Origin of the sequence: Xanthomonas sp. DAR33341 (assembly GCF_003992815.1) — a bacterium.
Lineage (GTDB): Bacteria > Pseudomonadota > Gammaproteobacteria > Xanthomonadales > Xanthomonadaceae > Xanthomonas > Xanthomonas cissicola.
The window spans coordinates 1-24,767 of the sequence record NZ_QEYV01000029.1 but is presented as its reverse complement, the minus strand read 5'-3'; the positions used below and the strand labels follow the sequence as shown (position 1 = coordinate 24,767).

The window sequence follows — 24,767 nt, the reverse complement described above, 5'->3', positions numbered from 1 at the left end:
ATGATTGCGCCTTGATTGCGATGTTCTGCTTTCGGCATCGGGGGCCATCATGTGCGGCATAGTCGCGCTGCGCAGCTTCGTTGCGGAGGCGCCGTTGCAGGCGCTGGCCGAGCGCGCGCTAGACGCCTTGTCACGTCGCGGCCCGGATGCGCAGGGTCTGCTGTGCCTGGAGCAGCCAGTGCCGACGGCGCTAGGCCACCGTCGCTTGGCGATCCTGGACTTGAGCGCTGCTGCGACCCAGCCAATGCGCTGCGCCGAGACCGGCAACGTGCTGGTGTTCAATGGCGAGATCTACAACTTTCTTGAGCTGCGCCGCGAACTGGAAGGGTTGGGTCATCAATTCCGCACCGACAGCGATACCGAGGTCATCCTGCATGGCTGGCGCGCATGGGGCGAGGGGCTGTTCCCGCGTTGCAATGGCATGTGGGCGCTGGTGCTGCTGGAGCAGGCAAGCGGCGATCTGATCTATTGCCGCGACCGGCTCGGCGTCAAACCGTTGTACCTGCACCACGACGGGCGGCAGTTGGTGCTGGCCAGCGAGATCCGCGCCATCGCTGCCAGCCTGGGGGGCTACCCGCCACCCAATCCCGCCGCGGTGTTCGATTTCCTGGTTACCGGTCTCTCCGACCACACCAGCGACACCTTTTACGCCGGCATCCGCGCGGTTCCTCCCGGCTGGCTGTACCGGGTGTCGCCAGCCGGCCATAGCCGGCGCACGCCATACCACCAGTGGCCGCTGCCCGGTGCAGTTGCTCCGCTGGACGCGCAGGCCACCTTGGAACTGCTCGAGGACTCCACCCGCCTGCGTTTGCGCTCGGATGCGCCCACGGTGTCACTGCTGTCGGGCGGATTGGACAGCTCAATCCTGACCACCCTGAGCGTGCAGGCCGGTGCGCTGCCACGCACCTGTTTCGCCGGCGCCTTCACCTACGGCTACGACGACACCGAGCAGGCCGGCTTCGACGAAACCGAGGCCGCAGCGAGCTTGATGCAAACGCTGGGGCAGAGCGAGCGTCACTTCGTGCATCGCGCCCGCGCGATTCCGGACGAGGAGGAACTGCTGGCACTGGTGGCGGCGCAGGAAGAGCCGTTCTGTACGCCGTCGATACTCGCCAGTTTCCGTATGTATCGCGCCATCCGCGCCGCCGGTTACAAGGTGGTGCTCAATGGTGAAGGCGCCGATGAGCTGTTCGGTGGCTACGTGCGCCTGTACCTGGCTTTGAGCGCGCGCAGTGCGCTGCACCAAGCACGACTGCCGACCGCCATCAGGCTGCTGTCCACCGGTGCGGTGGACCCGCGTCTGCTGCTCAATCGTCTTGCATGGGATCTGCCAGCCGGCGCGCTGGGCGCACTGCTGCGCCGGCAGCGGCCGAGCGTGGCCTGCATGTCCTCGGCACTGTGGCACGACCAAGCCGCCCGGCTGCAGTTGTTGCAGGTTGATCGCCGCGTCGATATCGAGGCCCGTTTGCGTCGCGACGTGCTGTCGACCAATCTGCCGATGGTGTTGCGCATGACCGACCGCAACAGCATGTCCGCCGGCATCGAGGTGCGCGCGCCGTTCCTGGACTATCGCGTTGTCGAACGCGCGTTGTCGACGCCTGCGCTGCAGCGGATGGGCGACTATCACGGCAAGGCCATGTTGCGGCACGCGTTCGCCGAGCGCCTGCCGGCACGCGTGACCACGCAGCGCAAGAGCACCGGCTTCGGACATGCCGAACAGTTTCTGGTCGATCGCATGCCGTTGCAGCAGGCGCTGGCGACGTTGCCGGAAGGCGTGAACGAACTGCTGAATGTCGCGAGGCTGCGCCGGGAGCTTGCCAGCGGACGATCGCACAGCACGCTGTGGTTCGCGGTCTCGGTCGCGCTGTGGTATCGGAGCGTTTATGCGTAACGCGCCGCCGACGGTACAGGAGCTGTGGACGCCCGACCACGGGCATTGCCGCTGTTGCGGCGGCACGCAAGCGCAACGCACGGTCTGGGCGGAAGTCTATGTAGGGACTGGTCAGGAGTTGCGCCGCTGCGGTGCGTGTGCGGCGGTGTATCTGGCGCCTGACCTCACCGAAGCGGCGCTACAGCACTTCTATGCCCACGATTATCGGCGGCTGTTTCCCGCGGAAATCCCGTGGGGTAGCCAGCGGCGCTTCTTTGCGTGGCGCGGCGACCGCTGGATCGCGCACAACCGGCTACAGCGGATCGCGCCCGCCCTTGCACCGGCAGCCAGGGTGTTGGAGGTGGGCTCGGGTTTTGGCGCCTTTCTTGGCGCCGCTGCCGCCACGCGACCAGACCTGCGCCTGTCGGCGTGCGAGCCGGATGTGACGCATCGCCACGTCTTGCTGGATGGCGCGGCGGTCACCTTCCTGCCTGCGCTGGACACGCTGGCCGACGGGGAGTTCGAAGCCGTGGTCGCCTTCCATGTACTTGAGCACTTGACCGACCCGCGCGCGTTCCTGTCGTCGCTGGCGCGCATCCTCGTTCCCGAGGGACAGGCGTGGATCGAGGTCCCGGACCTGATGAGTGGATGGCGCTCGCGCAACTATGTCCACCCGGCCCATCTAAGCTATTTTTCGGCGCCGTTGCTACGACGGCTGGCCAATGCGGCAGGCCTGGAGGTCGTTTCCTGCGGTCCGTATTCCGATCGTGGTGTGTTGGCTGGAAACATCTGGCTGCATCTGCGGCAGCCTGCGCAACCGCACGCCGCGGCGTCGCTGGCGCTGGCCGATTCGCACGAGGTCGACGCAGTCGACGCACGGCTGGACATGGTCCGGTGGAGCCGGCGGGACCGGCTGCAGCGGCGGCTCAAGCACGGCCTGATCCGGGTGCTCGGCAGAGGTCTGTTCGGTGAACTGCAGCGCTGGCGTGGCTACCGCCAGCTGCGCAAGGACCAGGTGCACGATGGACTTCGCTGACTTCCAGCAGGCCGTGCACGCCCAGTTCGGCGCGGAGGCGGCCGCGGTACGCCATGAGATCTACTTCCTGACCCGCCGACGCGGTGCAGGGCTGCGTGCCGCTCTGGCTGTCCTGCGTGATGCATGGCTGTGCCTGCGGCTGCCGCAACGCCCGCCCGTGCTCTCGGAGTGGACGGCGCTGGCAACCCTGCCGGGCAGCAACGGCTGGGGCGCCCTGGCGCCGTACCTGGCCGATCTGCGGCGACAGGGTGCGGCATGCACGGTGCTGATCCATCCGCGCCTGCGCGGCAGCGTCGAGGGACAGCTGCCCGCACGACCAACCTGGGCCGGCTGGCAGGCGGCGTTGCGCGCGCTGGCCCTGCGCCGCACGCCGCTCGGGCCGGCGGTCGCCTCGCTCTGGATCGTGCGCGCCTGCGTCTTGCGCCAGCGCCTGTGGCATGGCGCATGGCAACGCACGCTGGGCGCCGCGCCCGCAGGAGCAACGCTGCTGCTGCACAACGACTTCGACATGTATGCGGCGGCGGCACTGCACGCTGCCGGCGACGGCTGGCGGAGCGTATGCGTCCAGCATGGTCTGCCAACCGACGAGTTCTTCCCGGTCCGGGCGCGGCACCATTTGCTGTGGGGACCTAGTAGTGCGCAGGTCTACCGCAAGCACGGCGTCGCACCGGCGGCCATCGGCTATGGGCCAGCGATGGCGTTGACCGATCTCGATACCGCAACGGTGCCGACCACGCTGTATCTGATGTCGCAGAGCCACACACCGATTTATGGACCCACCCTTGCCGCGCATCTGTTGGCCTTGGCGCACGCGCTGCCGGCGCTGGAGGCAGACGGCGTGGCCGTGCGCATCCTGCTGCATCCGGAGGAAGTGCGCGGTACCCATCCGTATGCAGAGCCGGCACTGCAACGGCGCTGCCAGGCGCCCCCGCACGCGATCCTGGAGGCGGATGCAGGTCCGGCACTGGTGGTGGGATTTTGTTCCACCGCGCTGCTGCAGGCCGCCTGCCGCGGTCACTACGTGATCGGCATGGCCTGGCCCGCCTCCGCGTCCCACGATGCGTTGGCGGTCGGGCGGCCCGCACATCAGGTCGCCGATGCCGACGCGCTGGCTGCACTGGTCCGGGCGCTGCGCAGCGATGCGGGTGCGCGAGCGCGATTCGCCGCGCAGCAACGCCATTGGCTGCAGCAGACCTTCGCGGCCGATGCGCGATGGCCGCACCATCTGGAAGCGACCCCGTGAAACGCGCCTATCTGCTGCTGGCGGTGCTGCTGGCGATCCACCTGGGCGATCTGCTGGTGGCCTGGCTGTACCACGGCGGGGCGCTGCCGGCGGCCGCCCTGCTGCGGCCGATGCGCGATGGCACGCTCATCGTGCTGGCCGCCATTGCACTGGCGACGGTGCGCATGCCGCGCGCCTTGCTGGCGATAATCCTGGTGTTCGGCATGATCGGGCTGGCCTATGCGCCGGTTGGATACGCCCACGGGTTGCCGGCCGGCATCGTGGTCGGCTCGCTTGGCACCTTGCTGCTGCCGATGCTGCTGGTGCTTGCCGGGTATTGGTGCATGCCGCATCCGCACGATGTCAGGCGCGGGGCGCGCTGGCTGGTCTGGTTGGGCATCGTCAGTGCTCTGTTCGGTGCGTGGGACTTGGCGCATACCGATTTCTGGGTGCAGACCGTGCGGTTGCCGGACTACTTGGCCGAGGTGAAAGGCGTGCTTCCCAAGGACACCGACCCGGACACCGGGCTGCCATGGAACTTCTTCGGCGGCGAGGATTACGCGCGCCGTGCCGGTGGACTGGTGGCAGCTCCCCTGGCGCAGGGCCAGTTCCTGATTACCGCGGCACTGGCGGCACTGGGTCTGTGGCAGCGGCGCTGGCCGTGGCGCGCCCTGCTTACGTGCCTGGGCTTGCTGGTGGGGGTGTGGATGTCGGGCACACGGGGCGCCATGCTGGCCGGCATCGTCGGGGTGCTGGGCTACCTGGTCAGCTCACGCGGTCTGGTGCGATCGCCCTGGGCGCGGCTGCTGCTGGTGGGCGGAATCGCGGCGATGCTGGCTGCCGCGTCCTACGGCATTGTGGTGACGTCGGTGAATTTCCGCGACGGCTCCACCATCGGCCACTGGTACGCGCTGCAGCGCAATCTGGCCGATCTGCACCAAGTGGTCCTGTGGGGCGGCGGGCTGGGTCGCCAGGGGGCGGTTGCTGCGCGTCAGGCGTTGACCGATCTGGGCGGTGGCGAAGGTGCCATCTTTACCATCGCGTATCAGATGGGGTTACCGGCGGCCCTGCTGTTTTTGGGCTTTATCGGCTGGAGCCTGCGCGCGCTCTGGCGCGCCTATCGCCAACGCGACAATCACCTGGCATTGGCGATGTTCTGGCTGTTGTGCGGCATGGCGACAACCTTGATCTCGTCCGACAACGCAATGACCGTGTCTGGCGCTGGGGGGTTCTGGTTGCTACTGGGCGGCGCGTTGCGTCATTGCCAAGGTCCGCTGCCAACCCGACGAGCGATCGTGCGTACACGCAGGGACCACACCGCGCCCGCCGCCGGCATGGCCGCAGGTTGAGCGATGCGTATCCTGCACGTCTATAAGGATTTCGCGCCGCACAGCGGCGGCGGCGGGGTGGCGCGGCACATCCATGGGCTGGCAGTGACCCTTGCCGATGCCGGGCATACGCTGCGGATCGTGGCCCCGTTGGCCGAGGACGGCATCTCGCCACACGGCTATACGGTGGTCCGCGCCACCGCATCGCAGCTCTGGCATCACGTCGGCTGGGCCGATGTGGTGCACGTGCACGGTGCGCGCACGCCAATCGCCGCGATCGCCGGTACGCTTGCCCGGCTGCGCGGCAAGCGTGTGATCTATACACCGCATTGCTATTACGATGACGATCTTGCAGCAAGCAAGCGCGCGCGCAAGTGGTGCTGGGATCGCTTGATCGAGAAGCCGCTGCTGCAAAGCGCACAACCCACCGTGCTGCTGTCGGCGTATTGGCAGCAATACCTCTCACAGCGTCGGCTGCCGCCCAAGCGCGCCCTGCTGCTGCCCAATGCCGTGCTCGCCGCCGAGCAGTGCCTGCCCGCGACGTCACGGCAACCGTTGCTCGGTGCTCCGGCGCTGCTGTCGGTCGGCCGCCTGGACGCGGTCAAACGGCTACAGGATGCGATCGCAGCCCTTACCCAGCCGAACATGGACGCAGCCGTGTTGCACGTGGTCGGACGTGGCCCGGATCGGGCACGCCTGGAAGCCTGCGCCGTGGCATTGGGGGTTGCTGCACGCGTGCACTTCCATGGCTTCGTCAGCGATGCCGAGGTTGCAGCGATGGCGGCACAGGCCGATGTCTTCGTGCTGCCATCGGCCGTCGAGGGCATGCCGACCGTCTTGATCGAAATGCTGCTGCATGGGTGTCCGGTGGTTGCCAGCGACATTCCCGGCAATCGCTCGATCCTGGCCCAGATCGGCCTGCAGGCGGCCTTGCACCGGCTCGGCGACAGCGCCGCGTTGGCGGGATGCATTCGCGTGCAACGACAGCAGCGGATTGGGCCGGAGCGCATCGCGCGTGTCCGGGCAGATTTCACCTGGGAGGGCCTGCGAGCGCAGGTGCTGGCACTGTACGATGCTCAGGTCGTAAAGGAACCCGCAACTTGACCACATCGCCGGCTCGCCTGTCCTTTCTCGGATGTCCGTTGGACCTCCTCCCCCCCGATCAGATTCTCTTGCGTGCGCAGCACGCCGCCGAGGGCGGCGCGCCGATCCGGGTGGAGGGCTTGAACGTCGCCAAACTGATCGATGCGCGCGCCCAGCTGCCGCTGCGCCAGGCGCTGGAACAGGCCGAAGTGGTGCACATCGATGGCGCCGGCATCAGCCTGGGCTTGCGTTGGTTCGGAGTGGACGTGCCGCCGCGCAGGGCCGGCATCGACCTGATGCAGGACATGTGCGGCCAGGCCGCCCGCAGCGGTGCAGGGGTCTATCTGCTCGGTGCGCGCCCGGCGGTGGTCGCGGCCGCGGCAGAACGCCTGTGCACGCACTGGCCCGGTCTGCACATTGCCGGCATGCGCGATGGCTATTTCAGCGACGCCGAGGAGGACGCGGTGATCGCGGCAATTCGCCAGTCGGGTGCACGCTATCTCTTCATCGGCATCAGTTCGCCGAAGAAGGAACTGCTGCTGGAGAAACACTGGCAAACCCTGGGCGTGCCGGTGGCGATGGGCGTGGGCGGTTCGTTCGATGTGCTGTCGGGCATGCTGCCGCGTGCGCCGCGGCTGATGCAGCGCTGTGGGATGGAGTGGCTGTTTCGGCTGGCGCTGGAACCGCGCCGGCTGGCCTGGCGCTATCTGCGCACCAATGCGGCGTATCTGCTGCTGTTGCTGCGCGCCCGCCTCAGCCGACGCTACCGCGCGCAGGCGCTGACGACCTGGCCCACATGACCGCTGGCGCGCCTGCGCGCCAGCCTGCGCAGACCGGGCTGGTGGCCGTGTGCCTGGGCCTCTACCTGCTGTTCTGTCTGCAGCAAGTGGTGTTGACCGGCCGCTACTTCGGGGTCGGTCTGTCGCTAGGATCGATGGCCATCCGTGGCGTTGCGCTTGGCCTGAGTGCATGGGCGTTATGGCGGCACGGCGTTCCGGCATGCCTGCGCTGGCCGTTGCTGTCCATCCTGCTGTGTATGACTGCGCTGGCAGCGTCGGTGCTGGCGTCCGACCACTCGGCCTTGGCATTCAAGTACGCCGTGCGTTATGCCACTGCCTTGCTGTGGCTATGGGCCTTGTTGAATCTGGCGGTGGCGTGGCCGCAGTGGCCGCGCGCGGCGGCGCTGGCGGCGTTGATCGCGGTGTGGATCAATCTTGCGTTGGGTATGGCGGTACGGCTGCAGTGGCCGCCGGCATTGGAGTGGTCGTTGGCCTTCCATGCGCAGGGCAGCTTCAAGTACCTGCCTCGGGTGTCGGGCATGTACGACCATCCCGCATTGCTGGCCGCAACTGCCGTCATCGTCGGGTTGCTCACGATCCAGTTGTATCAGCGGCACGCGGTCGGGCGCGCGCAACTGGCGGCGGCCGTGCTGGCTGCAATCGGCGCGCTGGCGCTGAGTGAAGTACGTAACCCGTTGCTGCCGGTGGCCGGGTTGATCCTCTGGTGGGCGTGGTCGCGCCGCGCTGGCGAACGTCCTCGCCGCCGCACGGTCTGGGCCGCCGCGCTCGGCCTGCTGGCCGTTGCTGGCTTCGTGCTTTGGCAGCGCTACGCGGAGATGACCAGCGCAGTGCACGAAAGCCCGCTGACCGCGTTCTCGTTGGGGCGCACCTACCTGTGGTCGGGCGCGATCGAGGCATGGCGCAGCCACCCCTGGTTCGGGCTCGGCGCCGGTGTCTTCCAGTTTCTGGTGCCCGATTACACCGGCGGTCGCTTCGATCGCGGCGAGCTGCACGCACACAACGGCCTGCTGGCGGTGTTGTCGGAAACCGGGCTGTGCGGGCTGCTCGCCTGCGTGTGCATGCTTTGGGCGCTCTGGGCGCCGTTGCTGCGCAACCCTGCCGAACGTGGCTGGGCGCTGATCTGGCTGCTGTTCCTGCTGGGCTTGAACGTGTTCGATTTCTATCCGCTGTTCTATCCCTTTTCCCTGCATGCGGCCCTGGCGGTGGCGCTGCTGTACGCCCACCACGTTGAGCTCAACGGCGCACCGGAATCCGGGATGTCATGAGGCCGTCCCAGCGCTCGGCTCCGCGTCGCGTCTAGAACCAGCCATGCCATCGCGCGCCTGCGCGCTGAGACCTTCGCTACGCGCCGCCTACGCGTGCTGCAGGCGCGGACGCGACGCGCTGGGGTGTTCGTCCCGCGCCAAGAGCGTGTCCAGGATGCAGCGAAACGCATGGCCATCGCCAAAGGGATTGCGCCATGCCACCGAACGTGCCAGCAGGCGATCGGCGGCACTCCGCAGGGCGTCCTGATCCAGGCCGTGGGGGAGTTCCGCCCCGCCGATCTGCAGGGTCTCCGGCCGCTCGGTGTTGGTGCGCAGCACCAGGCATTTGCGCTGCAGGATGCAGGCTTCTTCCTGGATGCCGCCACTGTCGGTCATGATCAAGGCCGCGCCTTGCTGGAGCGCCAGCATGTCCAGGTAACCGACCGGACCGATCGCCCGCAGCACGCGATGCCGCGCGGCCGCCACGCTCCCCAGCGCATCCAGGCGCGGGTGCATCGGAAAGACCAGCGGCAACCCCTGATCCTCGGAGATCGAGGTGACGGCCTGCATCAGCGCCGCGAAATGCGCGGGATCTTCGGTATTTGAACGGCGATGGCAGGTAAGCAAGTGATAGCCGCCTTCGCGCAGGCCAAGCCGTTGCAGGATGGTCGAGCGGCGCAGTGCGGTCTGGGCATGCGCCAGGGTCGCGTCGGCGACAGTGTTGCCGGTGATGCGGATGCGGGCGCCGGTCAGGCCTTCATCGCGCAGGATCTGCGCCTGCAGTGCGGTGGGACAGAACAGGTAGTCGGACAGGTGATCGATCAGCACGCGATTGACTTCTTCAGGCATGCTGCGGTCGCGGCTGCGCAGACCCGCCTCGACATGGGCAACGGCGATCTCCAGCTTGCTGGCGGCCATGGCGCCTGCCAAGGCGCTGTTGGTGTCGCCCTGCACCACCACCACATCCGGCTGCAGCCTCGCCAGCACCGGCTCGATGCCGCACAACATGCGTCCGATCTGCACGCCATGCGGCGCCGAACCCACGCCGAGATTGTAATCGGCCGGGGGCAGACCCAACTCGTCGAAGAACACCCGGTCCATCGCCTCGTCGTAATGCTGATTGGTATGGACGATCGAAAAGTTCAGTCCATCGCGCAGACTGGCCGCGATCAGCGATGCCAGCTTGATGATTTCCGGGCGGGTACCGAGGACATAAGTGATGTGCATGGGACTTCCGGATCCGAGTTCAGTAGGCGTCGCGGTCGAACAGCACGATCACGCAGGTCTGCGCGATGATGCTCATATCCAGCCAAAGCGACCAATGCTGGATGTAAGCGAGATCGTGTTGAACGCGGCTGCGCATCTTTTCCAGCGTATCGGTCTCGCCGCGCAGGCCATTGACCTGCGCCCAGCCGGTGATGCCCGGCTTGACCCGCTGGCGTTGCAGGTAGTTCGGCACCAATTCCTGATATTGAGCGTTGTGCGCCAGCGCATGCGGGCGCGGCCCGACGATGGCCATGTGCCCCTGAAGCACGTTGAGGAATTGCGGCAATTCGTCCAGGCTGGTGCGTCGCAGGAAGGCGCCGAAGCGCGTGACCCGTTGATCCCCGCGGCTGGTCTGCGGCGCGGCGGTCGCCGCATCGTGGACCTGCATGCTGCGGAACTTCCACAATTCGAACGGGCGGCCATCCCAACCCTGCCGTATCTGCCGGAATAACACCGGTCCAGGACCGGAGAGCTTGACGCCCGCGGCCAGGGCCAGCATGAGCGGTGCGCTCGCTAGCACGATGGCGCAAGCCAGCACACGCTCGGTCGCCTCCTTCAGCACGCGCGACAGGCCCGTCAGCGGGCGCACAGACAATGCCACCATCGGCAGGCCGGTCATCTCCTCCAGGCAGGACTCCCCCGGGCGAAATGCGAACAGGTCCGGAATCCAGCAGGCGTCCACGCAGCAGGCATCCAGTTGCGCGATGCTGGAGCGAAGTTGGGCCTCTTCGCGCATCGGCCATGTCACCCACACTTCGCCGACGTGCCGAGCTTCCAGCCAGCAGGACAGCCCGGCCGTGCCACCAAGCGCCAGTTCGGATGGCACCTGCACTAGTTCGACCCCCGCACATGGGTGCTGCTGGACGCTTGCCACCAACGCGTCGCTGCGTTCGGGTGGCCCGAGTAGCGCGATGCGCCGGCGCCCGATACCGTGTCGATGCAGCCAGGCAAGCGCCCCCTTCATTGCAGACCGCACGCAGAGCAGACCGGCACCGCCGCATCCAGCCCAGTACAGAAACCACAGCCGCGAGAATCCCGCACCGGTTGCGCTCAGAAAGCCGATCGACATCAACACGCTCAGCACGATTGCCCACCCGGTCAACACGCGCCCGGCCACCATCGTCGCTGCCAGGTGCGGCCGTTGCCGGTAGAGCGAGAGGCGCCCGAACACCAGTAGCGTAAGTGCTGCGGCGGCGAGCAGCGCGTAGGCATAGCGGGGCGCCTCCGGCCACGCAGGTCGACCGACCCGCATGGCATAGGCAAGCAAGCCGCTGCCGACCACGACGCCCATGTCGGCGATCTTCGCCAGAGCGGCAACCGACCCAAGCAGATCGCCGGAGCGCCTGGGCGCGATGGCGACACGCGGCAGCAGTGGATCGAGCGCGCTCATTCGTCGACCGCAGCGCGGAGGTGGACCGGCACGCCTGCGAATGGGTCGATCAGCATCCCTCTCCCTTCATCCCTGCTTTTCTCCAAGAGTGGCAGCTCCGCCAGCGGCACTGTGCACCTGGCGATACAGCGCGGCGTAGGAACGCACCATCGCTGCGCCGGTGAAGTACTGCCGGTAACGGCGCAACGCCTCCTGCCCCAATGCGTTGGCCACCTGCGGATGGTTCCATAGATAACGCATTGCATCGCATAAGGCCACCGGATCTGCCGGTGCCACCACCAGGCCGGTCTGTCCCGCCACGTTCACAAAGCTGGTCCCGGTGCCGATTTCACACGAGATCATGGGTTTGGCATGCATCGCCGCCTCCAGCAACGTAATGCCGAACGCTTCCGAGCGCAGATGCGATGGAAACACCAGCCCATCGCACAGCGACAGCAAGGCGTGCTTATCGGCATCGTCCAGCACGCCCAAAAAGTGCACGTGGCTCAGGCCGAGCTGCCGCGCCTGCTGGCGCAAGCGCGCGCCCTCTGGTCCGTCACCAACGATGGCCACCGGGATCTGCGTCTCGCGGACGGCCTGCAGCAGATACTGCAGACCCTTGTAATAGCGCAGGACACCGACGAATAGGAAAAACCGCGGGCCCAATCGGGTGCGCCAGGCCCGTGCGCGCTCGGCATCCGGCGTGTAGTGACTGGAAGGATCCAGTCCGATCGGTATCACGCTTAACTTGGTTTGAAAGTTGGCCAGGACCGGACTGGTGGCGCGGTAATTCGGCGATGTCGCGACGATATGGTCGACGCGCTCGAGAAAGCGCTGTTGCAGCGGTCGATACAGGTGCAGCCAACGACGTTGCCGCACGATGTCGGAGTGATACGTCAGCACCGACGGCGTTCGAGCTGCGCCTGCCAGGTGCAACACATCCATGAACGGCCACGGAAAATGATAATGGATCAGATCGAAGCGGCGGGCCAGGGCTGCGAACTGGCGCAGCAAGCGAAGCGACACCGGCATCGACGCCACTTCGAAGTCGCGTCGAAAGCGATGCAGCGTATAGGGCCCCTGTATGCTGATGCCCGCCAAACGCCCATCGGCGCAGAGGGTCACCACCTCGCTCTCCACAGTATGCTGATGCGACTGCGTGGCAAGCGTGCGCACCACTTGTTCGGTGCCGCCCATGGTCTCCGGCAAGCTGGTCTTGTAGACCTGCAGCACCCGTAGCGGCGAGGAGGTAAGACTCAAGCGGCCAACACGTCGCGGTACGCGTCAGCCGTCGCCACAGCGCAACGCTGCCAACTGAACTGCGCTGCGCGCTGCAAGCCTGTCTGACGCGCAGCCTCACGCCAGTTCGAATCGTCGATGCCTCGTGCCAGCGCCAGAGTCAACGCACTGACGTCGGCAGGATCGAACAGCATTGCCGCATCGGCGGCCACTTCCGGTAATGACGACGCCGATGCGCAAATCACCGGCGTACCGCTCGCCATGGCCTCCAGCACCGGCAGGCCGAATCCTTCGTAAAACGAGGGAAACACGAACAGGCGGGCACCGGCCACCAACGCAGGCAGGCCGTCTTGTGGGACGTAGCCAAGATAGCGCAGCCAACCGGCCTGTTCTGCACTACGCATGCGCGCATGCAATGCCTCGCTGGACCAGCCGCTGTGGCCAGCGATCACCAACGGGTAGCGTGCACGCACTGCGGCGGGCAAGGCTGCATACGCCGTCAACAGAACATCGATGTTCTTCCGTGGTTCGATGGTACTCACGCACAGACAATACGCATCGGTCTGCAGGCCCAACGCCTGCAACGGCGCTGCCAGTTCGGCCGGGGTATGCGGCCGGAACGCCGCATCCGCCGCCAGCGGGATCGCACGAATGCGCTCCAGCGGCAAGGCAAAGTGCGCGGCGATCTCCCGCCGCGAAAAATCCGAGACGGTCAGGATCAATTGCGCGCGTTGCACCGCTAGTGCCAACTCCTTGCGCATGTAGCGCACCCGGTCGGCGCGGTGGCATTGCGGCCAGCGATAAATCGAAATGTCGTGGAAGGTCGCGACGCTGGGACCGTCGTACGCAGGCAGGTAATAGTTGCAGCCATGAAACAGCGCCGGCCGCTGGCCGTGCAGGGCACGCGCCTTGGCCAGATTACTCAGGCGTCGATAGGCATCGGTCGCCACTTCGATACGCGAAAAACGATCGCGCATCCACGATGCCGCGGCCGAAGCCGGTCCGGGACTCGGTCGCTGCTGCAGCAGGCGTCGCCCATGCAGGTACTGCAACGACTCGATCTGCGGCAGTGCGGCCAAGTGCGCCGCCAGTTCCTGCGTATAACGTCCAACGCCGGTCAGCGGGTGCCGGATCGACTCGGTGGCCAGAATGATGTGCAAGGCGAGTGGCGGCGATCAGGGCCGGCGGCAGGCGTCAGCGCGGCTGCCCGGGGAGCGCTGTGGCATAGGCCATCTAGCGATACCTTGATATAACGACGGGCATCGGCCCATTCCATGCTCCTCGTAGCGACCGGCTCAGTCTACCCGCTGCCGGAGACCGCGGCGACCGAAGCGATCTCCGTGGCCACGCCGACGTCCATCCATGCAGGCTGCGCGGTATCTTCACCCAAGGAGCGCGTCGGTCATGGAAAAAATCCATCCGGCCGTCGCAGCGACCAACGTCAAGGCCGCGCATGGAGCAATCCGCTGCATTGCACAACGGCGAGCCGGCCAACCTGCCGTCTGTGCTTATCGGCGCATGTCGGCGCGCTAGCTCACTCGGACATGCGTGCGGCTGCCGGACAACGACGGCAGCCCGGTGGCCTTGCCCGTAGCCAGGCGATGCTGTCAGGCAGCCTGGCCGATCCGGCCCAGGGCGCCAGCGAAAACGGCAGTCATCAGTTCATCGTCGGGACCGGGCCGAACGATCGCGGCCCCGCAATGTATCGCGGCCACGTAGTGGCAGACGGCCTCGCTCCACATCCGTGCTGCCGCCTGGATTTGTCGATACTTCATCGGCGATCGTAAGGATCGCTATCGCCCTACCCCTTCAACACCAGCGACATGTCCGGATAGCGGGCGCAGATGAAATCCACGAAGGCACGCACTTTCGGCGCTGCCAGGCGCCTGGAGGTATGCAATACCCACAACGCCGGCTCCACGCCGGAAATGGTGCCCCACTGCAGCAATTCTCCGCGTGCCAGCTGCTCCCACGCAATCGACTGCGGAATCAATGCGACGCCGCCACCGGCGATGACCGCATCGCGCACCATCAGGAACGAGGAAAACTGCATCCGCGGGACCGGCTCCAACGCCAGGCGCCCATCATCCAGCACCCAGGTGGTGGGCTGGAAACTCGACATCACCACGCCCGGCACCGGATGCACTGCATCACCCGACGGCATCGCGATAGACGGTGCGGCCACCACCACCAGCCGGTCCTTGGCGAAGCAGCGCCCGACCAGGCTGCTGTCCGGACGTGGGTTGATGCGGATGGCGACATCGAACTGTTCTTCCACCAGATCGACCGTGCGGTCCTCGGCCACCACCTCGAGCGTGATCTCGGGATAAGCCGCACAGAAGTCCGCGCCGATGCGTCCCATCGCCAGTTGCGAGAACAACACCGGGGACGCGACACGTAAGCGCCCTCGCGGTGTCGAAAGCCCCTCGCGTGCGGCCGTCATCGCCTCGGCCACTTCGCTCAGCGGCACTTCGGTGCGGGCCATCAACTGCTGCCCCGCCTCGGTGAGCTTGAGGCCGCGCGCGCTGCGCTCGACCAGGCGCACGCCTAGCTGCTCTTCAAGCTCGGTAATCCGCCGCGACAAGGTCGCCTTCGATCTGCCACTGGCGCGGCTGGCCTTTCCCAGCCCCTGGTTTGCAGCCACCAGCGCGAAATCGATCAGGGCATTGAGGTCCATGGTGTTCCACATCTGAAACGGGGCGTCTACATCCTGGCGTCTTCGTACTGATGGCGCAACGACATACCGTTGCCCTACCGCAACGAACCGACCATGCCGGCATCCGCATCACCCCACACGCCGGCGTCGGGCTGATCCGCCCATCCCTCCATCCACAGCAGGAGATTGACCATGAGCATTCTCGTCACCGGTGCCACCGGCACCGTCGGTTCCCTCGTCACCCAAGGCCTCGCCAACGCCGGCGCCCAGGTCAAGGCGCTGGTCCGCCAGCAAGGCAAGCGCCCCTTCCCGGCAGGTGTCACCGAAGTGGTGGCAGACCTCACCGACGTTGCGTCGATGCGTGCCGCGCTGGCCTCGGTGCGCACCCTGTTCCTGTTGAATGCCGTCACTCCCGACGAAGTGACGCAGGCGCTGATCGCCTTGAATCTGGCCAAGGAAGCCGGCGTCGAGCGCATCGTGTACCTGTCGGTGATCCATGCCGACACGTACACCAACGTGCCGCACTTCACCGGCAAGCACACCGTCGAGCGCATGATCGAAAGCCTGGAAATTCCGGCCACGATTCTGCGTCCTGCGTATTTCATGCAGAACGAAGGCATGGTGCAGCAGACGATCACCGACTACGACGTTTACCCGATGCCGATCGGCGCGCAGGGTATCGCAATGATCGATGCACGCGACATTGCTGATATTGCCGTGGTCGAGCTGCTGCGCCGCGACCGTGCCGACGGCCCGTTGCCGCGTGTCACGCTGGAACTGGTTGGCCCACGTGCGCTGACCGGCACAGACGTTGCCAAGGTCTGGAGCGCAGCACTTGGCCGCGAGATTGCCTACGCCGGCGATGACGTGGCGGCCTTCGAAGCACAGCTGGCGAAGTACGGTCCGTCCTGGCTGGCCTACGACATGCGCCTGATGATGAGCGGCATCCAGCGCTTCGGCATGCATGCAGCCGAGGGCACGGTAGCCAAATTGCAGGCCATCTTGGGCCGTCCGCTACGCACCTATGAAGGCTTCGTGCGCGAGGCGACCGCGAAAGCGTGATTGCATGCGGTGCAGCAAGCGCGGAGACGTTTTGGTGCTTGCTGCGCAATGTGCGTTGCCTCGGGTCACTCGACGTTGCGCTACTGCGCCGGCACCAGGTCGAAGATCTGTTCGGTTGCCGCATCCACCGCAGCGCGCGTATACAGCAGCGGGAAGTAGCTGCCGTTTAGCCAGAGCGGTGCGAGGTCGCGATAATGCGGGCTGGCCGGGTCGCCGGACTGGCCTGGGAAATTCATGGCGCGCGCGTTGTCCCAGTTGCTCAGGTCGATGATCAGGCGTGCGGACGGGCCGATGGTCTGGCGAAAGTCGGCAGGGTCGTAGCTGGATTGATTGGGCGTGTACGGGCTACCGCCCTTGGCAAACGGGCCGACATCGAGCAAGGCGCGGTCGGCACCGGCCACCGCGCTCATCGCATGCGAGATCTTGTTGGTATGCAAGTTGCCCCACTGCCACTGCCTGGTATCGGGGCCTTGCAGGGAGCCCAATGCGTGATACGCGTTGCGCAACGACTCCAGCAGCAGTTGGTCGCGGCGTGCGGCCGGAGTGGCGCCGAACGCCGCGCCGGGATGTTCCAGCGCATCCAGCATGGCCGCAGCATCCGGCGCGCCGAAGCTGGCGGCTTCCGATGGGCGCAATCGCAACGCCTTGTATGCATCGCCGAGATAGCGACTGAACCAGACTTCCTCGAGCGCGGCTGCGGCAGACGCGGCGCTGAGGTCGCCATTCCAGGGACGCAGCAACGCGAGCGCGGCGCTGGTGTCAGGGTCGTGCGACTGCAGCGGTTGCAGCAACGCGACCAGGCGCTGCGCGGGCAACGAGACCTGATCGTTCTGCAACTTTTCCGAATCCTCCAACGTTGGCTTGGGCAGCTGCGAAAGCACCTGGATGATGCGCGCATGGCGTGCGTCGTTGGCCCACTCGAAACCGAGTTTGCGCTGCGCAACCGGATCGTCGCGGGGCAGATTCATTTCGTTGGACGTGGTGATGAAGCCGGCTTTGGGATTCTCCGACCACGGCAATGCGGTGCTGATACAGAAACAGCCGAGCGGCACGATCCTGCGCCACATAGGTTGGCCCGAACGCTTCCGACAGGTGGCCCAGGCCTTTGCGGCGCAGCAGATCCAGCTGAACCAAGCGGTCGCGCGCCACATTGAAGCCTTGCACGAAGAACGCGTCGTTGTCGGTCTTTGCATAGAGGTGCGCCACGCCCCAGCGGTCAATGCGGATCTGCGCCGGCTGCCCGAGACCTGCCACCGTCAGGGTGGCCTGGTTGGGTGCGGCCGCTGCACGCCCAGCTGTCGGCGCCAGCGCAGTGCGGGCGGCACCCAGCGCACACAGCAACGCAGGGATGGTCATGCTGGCGATCGCCTGTGGTGAAACACATCAGCCTGCGCCCCTCGCAGTGCGGGGCGGCGCGCTGCCCGGAGGCGCTGGCATCGCAAGCCAATGCCTGTGCGCCAGCGTTGTGCAGCGTACCCCGGCGCGCAGACGAGCGCCGCCAACTAGCGGCGATGTCTGTTTCTGAAAGGCTGTGGCGCAGCATCTTCATGCCATCCCGACAACGCCACCTTCACGCTTGCGGCATTCTTGCCCTGGAGATTCCCGATGATCCGTATCCTCGCCCCACTCGCTGCCGCTGCGTTGTTGTCGGCCTGTGCCTCCAACCAGGTCGCGCAGATACAGCCCATCGACGGCGCCATCTCCGGCCAGTGCCATAGCGACAAGGTGCGTGGTGCGGTAGGTCTGGCGGCAGCCGCGCAGACCATCGAACGTGCGCGCGTGGATAGCGACAGCCAGACGGTCATCGTCCGTCGCGGCGAGCGCGCAACCGGTGGCACCACCGCCAGCGGCCTGGCCGATCCGGCCCAGGGCGCCAGCGAAAGCGGCGGCGATCAGCTCACCATCGAAACCGGCCCGAACAACAGCATCACGGCGATCTATTGCGGTTGATTGTTGCGACTCGGGATTCGGGAAAGCATTGCGGATTTCCGGCTCCCGGGTCTGCCGTTGCATTGACTGACAACGATATCGAGCGATCGCCGGCGGGCGTGGACCGCCGGCAGCGCGGCGTGCGCAGTCCATCGCACCGAGTAGCGGCAGCGCTCATCTGCTGGCAAGCGCAGTGGTCGTTGACGGCAATTCTACGAATTCCGCTTCTATGCGGACTTCCGCTTCGACGCCGGCTTTGCCTGTGCCTTGAGCTTGCTACGCGAAGCGCTCAAGAACTTCAGCGTGGCCGCTTCCCACTGGCGCTCGCCACGCACACCGGTGGCCATGGCCTGCAGCTGGCCCGCACGCCAGCCTTCGAAGACGCATGGGTCGATGTAGGCCTTGCGACACACCGAGGGCGTGTTGCCCAAGGCATCGGCTACCTCACGGATGACATCGTTCTGCACCTGCGTCAACGCGCGTTCGCTGCTACGCTCGGGCAATGGCAGGCGTGCCAGCCGCTGCAATGCAGCCAAGGTGCCGCCCCAGGTGCGGAAATCCTTGGCGGTGAAGTCTTCGCCCATCGCCTCGCGTAGATAGTCGTTGACCTCACCCGAATCCACCGGCTGCAACTGGCCATCGTCGTCGCGGTACTGGAACAGCGATTGCCCCGGCAGCTGCTGGCATTGCCGGATCAGTCTGACCAGCTGCTTGTCGTCCACTTCGATATCGTGGTCCTGGCCGCTCTTGCCGCGGAACTTCAGCCGCGCGCGTCCGCCTTTCAGAAATTCCATGTGCCGGTTGCGCAGTGTGGTCAGTCCGTACGAGCGATTGCTGCGCGCGTATTCGGCATTGCCGACGCGCACCAGGGTGTCGGCCAGCAACGCCACCACGATCGCCAGCACCTTTTCGCGTGGAAATCCCGGCAGCAGCAGATCGCGACGCAACCGCCGCCGCAGTTTGGGCAGCGCGGTACCGAAGGCGATCACGCGTTCGAACTTGCCTTCGCCACGCACCTGCGCCCAGTCGGCGTGATAGCGGTATTGCTTGCGCCGCCGCGCATCGCGCCCGGTGGCCTGCAGATGGCCATTGGGCTTGGCGCCGATCCACACTTCGGTATAGGCCGGCGGAATCGCCAGCGAACGGATACGCTGCAAGGTCTCGGCATCGGCAATGCGTTGCCCGTCGGCATCGCGGTAACTGAAGCTCTTGCCGGCCTTGCGGCGGCTGATGCCGGGCTGTTGATCGTTGACATAGGTCAGCCCGGCCGCACGCGCGGTCGCCTTGGCCTGCGCCACCGCTGCCGCGCTTGCCACGGCGGCTGTGGCGACAGCCGCGCCGGTGGCGACCGCCGCGAGCTTGCCGGCGGTACTGGCGGCCACTGTGGCATTGCGAAGAACACGTTTTGCTTTCATTGCGCACAGGTCGAAGGACTGGCCGCGATTGTTGGGTGCAGCAAGACTAGGCTGCGTCAACGCAGCGACAACGCTGTGTGCGCAAGCCATGCCCGTCGCGTGACTTTGTGCTTATGCTTGCGCGTCCCCCTTTGCTGGAGTCATCGATGCGCGCTGTCCTGCCTATTGCCCGCCTGGCTTGCACCCTGGTTGTGCTGACTGCATTGACTGCCTGCAACAAACCGCAACCCGATGAGCAGGAAGCCGTCACCGCCAAGGCCCAGCACGCGGCCGAACAAGCCTCTGCGCCCGCGCCGGATGCAGCGCCGGAAGCGCCGCCGATCGGCAGCTGCGATGCCACCCAGGTGCAATCGCTGGTGGGCCAGCCGTTGACCGATGCGGTGGGCGAACAGGCACGCAGCGACGCCGGCGCCAAGTCGGTGCGTGTGCTCAAGCCCGGCCAGATGACCACCATGGAATTCAATGGCGAACGGCTCAATCTGGAAGTGGACGCCAAGAACGTGATCAGCTCGGTGCGCTGCGGCTGAGACGGCGTTGGCGCCTGTCGCAAGACCGGCGCCAAGCCTTCTGGCACAAGGGATTGCAGTGTTTCTCGTTGCAGCTGTAACGGTGTATTGCGGCACCGCATCAACTGTGGTCTAGTCGATCATCCGGTGACCTCTTCGAACGCTCCACGGATCGAGCGCTGCAACGTCGTCGCCGCTCTCCTAAGATCGCAAAGAGGCAGACATGGCCCCCCGCACTCGCCAAGGGCTCAACGACGACGGTCTCTACAACAGCGTGCGCGACGAGCGCGACGCCTGTGGTTTTGGCATGGTCGCCCAGTTGGACGACCAACCTTCCCGCGCGCTGGTGGATACCGCGATTGCGGCGCTCTCGCGCATGACCCACCGCGGCGGTGTCGCCGCCGACGGGCTCACTGGCGATGGCTGCGGCCTGCTGATTCGCAAACCCGATGCGTTCTTGCGCGGGCTAGCGCGCGATGCCGGCATCACCCTGGGCACGCGCTACGCAGCCGGTGTGGTGTTCCTGCCGCTGGACGAAGCCGATGCTGCGCGATGTCGGGCCGAACTGGAAGCGCAGCTGCACAACGCCGGCGTGCACTTCCGCGGCTGGCGCGTGGTGCCCACCGATGACAGCGTGTGCGGCCAGCTGGCACGCGATACCTTGCCGCGCATCGAACAGGTCTTTGTCGATGCCGGTGCCGAACAGACCGAAGACGGCTTCACCCTGGCGCTGTTCCTGGCACGCCGGCGCGCCGAGCAGGCGCTGCATGCGGTCGAACATTTCTACGTCACCACCCTCTCGCCCAACGGCATCAGCTACAAGGGCATGGTGCTGCCGGACAAGCTGAGCACGTTCTACCCGGACCTGCAGCGCAGCGATCTGTCCTCCAGCGCAATTGTCTTCCACCAGCGTTTTTCCACCAACACGCTGCCGCGCTGGCCGCTGGCGCATCCGTTCCGGCTGCTCGCGCACAACGGGGAAATCAACACCATCGAAGGCAACCGGCGCTGGGCGCAGGCGCGCAGCAAGGTATGGCAGACCCCGCGCTTCGACATCGCGCAGTTCGATCCGGTGATCTCCATGCACGGCTCCGATTCGCAGAGCCTGGACAACATGCTGGAGTTGCTGATCGCCGGTGGCATGGACCTGCTGCAGGCGCTGCGCATCCTGGTGCCGCCGGCCACCCAATCGCTGGAGTTCAAGGACGCCGATCTGGCCGCGTTCTACGAGTTCTACGGCCTCAACACCGAACCGTGGGACGGCCCGGCCGGCATCGTGGCCTGCGACAGCCGCTACGCGGCCTGCATGCTCGACCGCAACGGCCTGCGCCCGGCGCGCTGGATGCTGACCTCCGACCGTCACTTCCTGGTGGCCTCCGAAGCCGGCGTGTGGGAGCTGCCGGCCGAGCGCATCACCCGCAAGGGCAAGCTGGGCCCGGGCGAGATGATGGCGATCGACCTCAAGCGCGGCGACCTGCTCGATTCCGATGCCATCGACCGCATCAACCGTGCGCGCGCCCCGTACAAGCAATGGCTGCAGCAGGGCGTGACCTATCTGCAGACCGAATTGATCGACCCCTCGCTGGTGGAGGAGCCCTTCAGCGAGCAGACCCTGCGCAGCTATCACAAGCTGTTCCAGCTCAGCACCGAGGAAGTGGAACAGGTGCTGCGCCCGCTGGCAGAAACCGAGCAGGAAGCCACCGGCTCGATGGGCGACGACACCCCGATGGCGGTGCTCAGCCGCCAGACCCGGCCGTTGTACGACTACTTCCGCCAGGCGTTCGCGCAGGTCACCAACCCGCCGATCGACCCGCTGCGCGAAGGCATCGCGATGTCGCTCACCACACAGCTCGGCAGGGAGACCAATATCTTCCACGCCGGTGCGGAGACGGTGAACCACGTCATCCTCAATTCGCCGGTGCTCAGCCAGCGCAAACTGCGCCAGCTGCTGAAGATGGAGCAATACGTCGAGCGCAACCGCCTGATCGACCTGTCCTACAGCCTGGAAGAAGGCCTCAAGGCCGGGCTGGAACGCATCTGCCAGGAGGTGGAAGCCGCAGCGCGCGCCGGTGCGGTGATGCTGCTGCTGTCCGACCGCTACCCGGTGCCGGACCGGCCGATGGCGCATGCGCTGCTGGCTACCGGGGCGGTGCATCACCACCTGTGCAAGGTGGGCCTGCGCTGCGACGTCAACCTGATCATCGAGACCGGCACCGCGCGCGACCCGCACCACATGGCCTGCCTGCTCGGCGTCGGCGCCACCGCGGTGTACCCGTACCTGGCCTACCAGACCCTGTTCGACCTGGGCCGGCGCGGCATCCTGCAGCTGAGCAAGGGCGGTGAGCAGTCGCAGATCGGCCGCCGCTACCGCAAGGGCATCTACAAGGGCCTGTCCAAGATCATCTCCAAGATGGGCATCTGCACCATCGCCAGCTACCGCGGCGCGCAGCTGTTCGAGATCGTCGGGCTGGACCCGGACGTGGTGGACCTGTGCTTTGCCGACACCCCGGCGCGCATCGGCGGCGTGGACCTGGCGCGGCTGGACACCGAGGCGCGCGAGCTGACCGTGCGTGCCTGGAACGACCAGCTCAAGCCGGAGGTGGGCGGCCTGCTCAAGTACGTGCACGGCGGCGAGTACCACATGTACAACCCCGACGTGGTCATGACGCTGCAGCGTGCCACCCGTACCGGCGATGCCGGCGACTGGCAGAAATACGTGGCCGCGGTGCATGCGCGCCCGGCCTCCACGCTGCGCGACCTGGTGCAGCTCAAGCGCGCCCACACCCCCACTCCGCTAGATGACGTGGCACCGGCCGAAGACGTCCTGCGGCGGTTCGACAGCGCCGCCATCAGCCTGGGCGCGTTGTCGCCGGAAGCGCACGAAGCGCTGGCGATCGCGATGAACCGCCTGGGCGGGCGCAGCAATTCCGGCGAAGGCGGCGAAGACCCGGCCCGCTATGGCACCGAGAAGCGCTCCAAGATCAAGCAGGTGGCCTCCGGCCGCTTCGGCGTGACTCCGGAATATCTGGTCAACGCCGAAGTGCTGCAGATCAAGGTCGCCCAGGGCGCCAAGCCCGGCGAAGGCGGCCAGCTGCCCGGCCACAAGGTCAACGAGCTGATCGCCCGGCTGCGCTACGCCAAGCCCGGCATCGGCCTGATCAGCCCGCCACCGCATCACGACATCTATTCGATCGAAGACCTGGCCCAGCTGATCTACGACCTCAAGCAGGTCAACCCGACCGCGCTGGTGTCGGTGAAGCTGGTGGCGCATGCCGGCGTCGGCACGATTGCCGCCGGCGTGGTCAAGGCTGGCGCCGATCTGATCACCGTGTCCGGCCATGACGGCGGCACCGGTGCCAGCCCAGTCAGCTCGATCCGCTATGCCGGCGTGCCGTGGGAACTGGGCGTGGCCGAGTCGCACCAGGCATTGGTGGCCAACGACCTGCGCGAGCGCACCATCCTGCAGACCGATGGCGGCCTGAAGACCGGCCTGGACGTGGTCAAGGCCGCGCTGCTCGGTGCCGACAGTTTCGGCTTCGGCACCGCGCCGATGATCGTACTGGGCTGCAAATACCTGCGCATCTGCCACCTCAACAACTGCGCCACCGGCGTGGCCACCCAGGACGAGCGCCTGCGCGCCGGCTATTTCACCGGCCTGCCGGAACGGGTGGAGCACTTCTTCCGCCTGCTGGCCGAAGAGGTGCGCCAATGGCTGTCGTATCTGGGCGTGCGCTCGCTGGACGAGATCGTCGGCCGCACCGACCTGCTGGAACAGCTGGACGTCTCGCCGCGCCCGGGCGTCAAGGTCGACCTCTCGCGCCTGCTCACCCATGCGCAGTACGACGGCAGCCACTGCGCCGCCCAGCGCCTGTACGAATCGCCAGACAGCCTGGCTACGCAGATGGACGGCTTGCTGGCCGATGCGATCGCCAACAAGAGCGGCGGCGACCATCGCTTCCTGATCCACAACACCGACCGCTCGATCGGCGCGCGCCTGTCCGGCGCGATTGCGCGCGCGCACGGCAACCACGGCATGAGCGATGCGCCACTGAACTTGCGCTTCCGCGGCACTGCCGGGCAGAGCTTTGGCGCGTTCAACGCCGGTGGCCTGCAGCTGGAACTGGAAGGCGAAGCCAACGACTACGTCGGCAAGGGCATGGCCGGCGGCCGCCTGGTGGTGCGTCCGCCACGCGGCGCGCGCTTCGAGGCACGCAACACGCCGATCGTCGGCAACACCTGCCTGTACGGCGCCACCGGCGGCGAGCTGTTCGCCGCCGGCCGCGCCGGCGAGCGCTTTGCGGTGCGCAACTCCGGCGCATTGGCGGTGGTGGAAGGCGCTGGCGACCACTGCTGCGAATACATGACCGACGGGGTGGTGCTGGTGCTGGGCAAGGTCGGCCTGAACTTCGGCGCCGGCTTCACCGGCGGGCTGGCCTACGTGCTGGATATCGAGCGCGACTTCGTGGACCGCTACAACCACGAGTTGATCGACATCCACCGCGTCTCGGCCGAAGGTTTCGAGAACCATCGCCAGCACCTGCACACCTTGATCAGCCGGCATCGCGAACTCACCGGCAGCATCTGGGCGCAGCAGATCCTGGACGAATTCCGCGACTACATCGGCAAGTTCTGGCTGGTCAAACCCAAGGCCGCCAGCATCGAGTCGCTGACGGAGTCGCTGCGGCGCGCCGCGTGAGTCTTGCTCCCCTCTCCCGCGCGCGGGAGAGGGGCTGGGGGTGAGG

The 24,767-nt window shown here is 66.4% G+C and carries 18 protein-coding genes and 1 pseudogene; 11 read left to right on the top strand and 8 right to left on the bottom strand.

The genetic code is table 11. The annotated features are described in order from the left end of the window. The first annotated feature begins 49 nt into the window (after positions 1-49). The 7 genes from asnB to EO156_RS13810 are packed head-to-tail and all read left to right on the top strand — an operon-like array spanning position 50 to position 8,604. Complete coding sequence (gene asnB, locus EO156_RS13840) at positions 50-1,891, top strand: asparagine synthase (glutamine-hydrolyzing) (protein ID WP_016850447.1); 1,842 nt, start codon at positions 50-52, stop codon at positions 1,889-1,891. Then, positions 1,884-2,906 carry a class I SAM-dependent methyltransferase gene (locus EO156_RS13835; protein WP_026007087.1) on the top strand — a complete coding sequence of 341 codons (1,023 nt, stop codon included), beginning with the start codon at positions 1,884-1,886 and terminating at the stop codon, positions 2,904-2,906. Before asnB ends, EO156_RS13835 begins: the two co-directional genes overlap by 8 nt. Beyond that, a complete protein-coding gene (locus EO156_RS13830; RefSeq protein WP_029827790.1) occupies positions 2,893-4,149 on the top strand; it encodes a hypothetical protein in 1,257 nt (418 codons plus the stop codon). Before EO156_RS13835 ends, EO156_RS13830 begins: the two co-directional genes overlap by 14 nt. Continuing rightward, a complete protein-coding gene (locus tag EO156_RS13825) occupies positions 4,146-5,477 on the top strand; it encodes a membrane protein (protein ID WP_016850975.1) in 1,332 nt (443 codons plus the stop codon). Before EO156_RS13830 ends, EO156_RS13825 begins: the two co-directional genes overlap by 4 nt. Positions 5,478-5,480: 3 nt before the next feature. Further along, entirely contained in the window at positions 5,481-6,560 is a 1,080-nt protein-coding gene (locus tag EO156_RS13820; protein ID WP_016850974.1) for a glycosyltransferase family 4 protein, read from the top strand. 38 nt (positions 6,561-6,598) lie between these two features. Beyond that, the gene (locus EO156_RS13815; protein ID WP_199797342.1) at positions 6,599-7,339 is read left to right on the top strand and encodes a WecB/TagA/CpsF family glycosyltransferase; all 741 of its coding nucleotides are present in this window, start codon (positions 6,599-6,601) and stop codon (positions 7,337-7,339) included. After that, a complete protein-coding gene (locus tag EO156_RS13810; protein ID WP_016850972.1) occupies positions 7,336-8,604 on the top strand; it encodes an O-antigen ligase family protein in 1,269 nt (422 codons plus the stop codon). Before EO156_RS13815 ends, EO156_RS13810 begins: the two co-directional genes overlap by 4 nt. A gap of 87 nt (positions 8,605-8,691) precedes the next feature. Here the strand turns inward: EO156_RS13810 and wecB are convergent, their stop codons facing one another. The 6 genes from wecB to EO156_RS13780 all read right to left on the bottom strand — a co-directional run bounded on the left by wecB (position 8,692) and on the right by EO156_RS13780 (position 15,134). Then, positions 8,692-9,810, bottom strand: a complete 1,119-nt coding sequence (gene wecB, locus EO156_RS13805; protein WP_016850971.1) for a UDP-N-acetylglucosamine 2-epimerase (non-hydrolyzing) — start codon at positions 9,808-9,810, stop codon at positions 8,692-8,694. A 19-nt stretch (positions 9,811-9,829) separates the two neighbouring features. Next, complete coding sequence (locus EO156_RS13800) at positions 9,830-11,239, bottom strand: undecaprenyl-phosphate glucose phosphotransferase (RefSeq protein ID WP_016850970.1); 1,410 nt, start codon at positions 11,237-11,239, stop codon at positions 9,830-9,832. 66 nt (positions 11,240-11,305) lie between these two features. Then, complete coding sequence (locus tag EO156_RS13795) at positions 11,306-12,478, bottom strand: glycosyltransferase (RefSeq protein WP_269467277.1); 1,173 nt, start codon at positions 12,476-12,478, stop codon at positions 11,306-11,308. Beyond that, on the bottom strand, positions 12,475-13,617 hold the full coding sequence (locus tag EO156_RS13790) for a glycosyltransferase family 1 protein (protein ID WP_016850968.1): 1,143 nt from the start codon (positions 13,615-13,617) through the stop codon (positions 12,475-12,477). The genes EO156_RS13795 and EO156_RS13790 overlap by 4 nt, the downstream gene beginning before the upstream one ends. A 447-nt stretch (positions 13,618-14,064) precedes the next feature. Next, on the bottom strand, positions 14,065-14,232 hold the full coding sequence (locus EO156_RS23975) for a hypothetical protein (RefSeq protein WP_016850967.1): 168 nt from the start codon (positions 14,230-14,232) through the stop codon (positions 14,065-14,067). Positions 14,233-14,258: 26 nt separating this feature from the next. Continuing rightward, positions 14,259-15,134 (bottom strand): LysR family transcriptional regulator, encoded by an 876-nt coding sequence (locus EO156_RS13780; protein WP_003482124.1) that lies wholly within the window; start codon positions 15,132-15,134, stop codon positions 14,259-14,261. Between the two features lie 171 nt (positions 15,135-15,305). On the opposite strand from EO156_RS13780, the gene EO156_RS13775 reads away from it, so the two are divergent. Continuing rightward, the gene (locus EO156_RS13775; protein ID WP_016850965.1) at positions 15,306-16,175 is read left to right on the top strand and encodes an NmrA/HSCARG family protein; all 870 of its coding nucleotides are present in this window, start codon (positions 15,306-15,308) and stop codon (positions 16,173-16,175) included. Positions 16,176-16,255: 80 nt separating this feature from the next. Here EO156_RS13775 and EO156_RS13770 read toward each other — a convergent pair. Further along, positions 16,256-17,531, bottom strand: a pseudogene (locus EO156_RS13770) (penicillin acylase family protein). 249 nt (positions 17,532-17,780) lie between these two features. Between EO156_RS13770 and EO156_RS13765 the strand changes: the two are divergent. After that, entirely contained in the window at positions 17,781-18,125 is a 345-nt protein-coding gene (locus tag EO156_RS13765; protein WP_003482129.1) for a hypothetical protein, read from the top strand. A gap of 206 nt (positions 18,126-18,331) precedes the next feature. Here EO156_RS13765 and EO156_RS13760 read toward each other — a convergent pair whose 3' ends face one another. After that, positions 18,332-19,609 (bottom strand): DNA topoisomerase IB, encoded by a 1,278-nt coding sequence (locus EO156_RS13760; protein ID WP_016850962.1) that lies wholly within the window; start codon positions 19,607-19,609, stop codon positions 18,332-18,334. A 56-nt stretch (positions 19,610-19,665) separates the two neighbouring features. Between EO156_RS13760 and EO156_RS13755 the strand changes: the two genes are divergently transcribed. Then, a complete protein-coding gene (locus EO156_RS13755) occupies positions 19,666-20,046 on the top strand; it encodes an I78 family peptidase inhibitor (RefSeq protein ID WP_003482133.1) in 381 nt (126 codons plus the stop codon). Between the two features lie 202 nt (positions 20,047-20,248). Beyond that, positions 20,249-24,721, top strand: a complete 4,473-nt coding sequence (gltB, locus tag EO156_RS13750; RefSeq protein ID WP_029827786.1) for a glutamate synthase large subunit — start codon at positions 20,249-20,251, stop codon at positions 24,719-24,721. Positions 24,722-24,767: the final 46 nt, after the last annotated feature.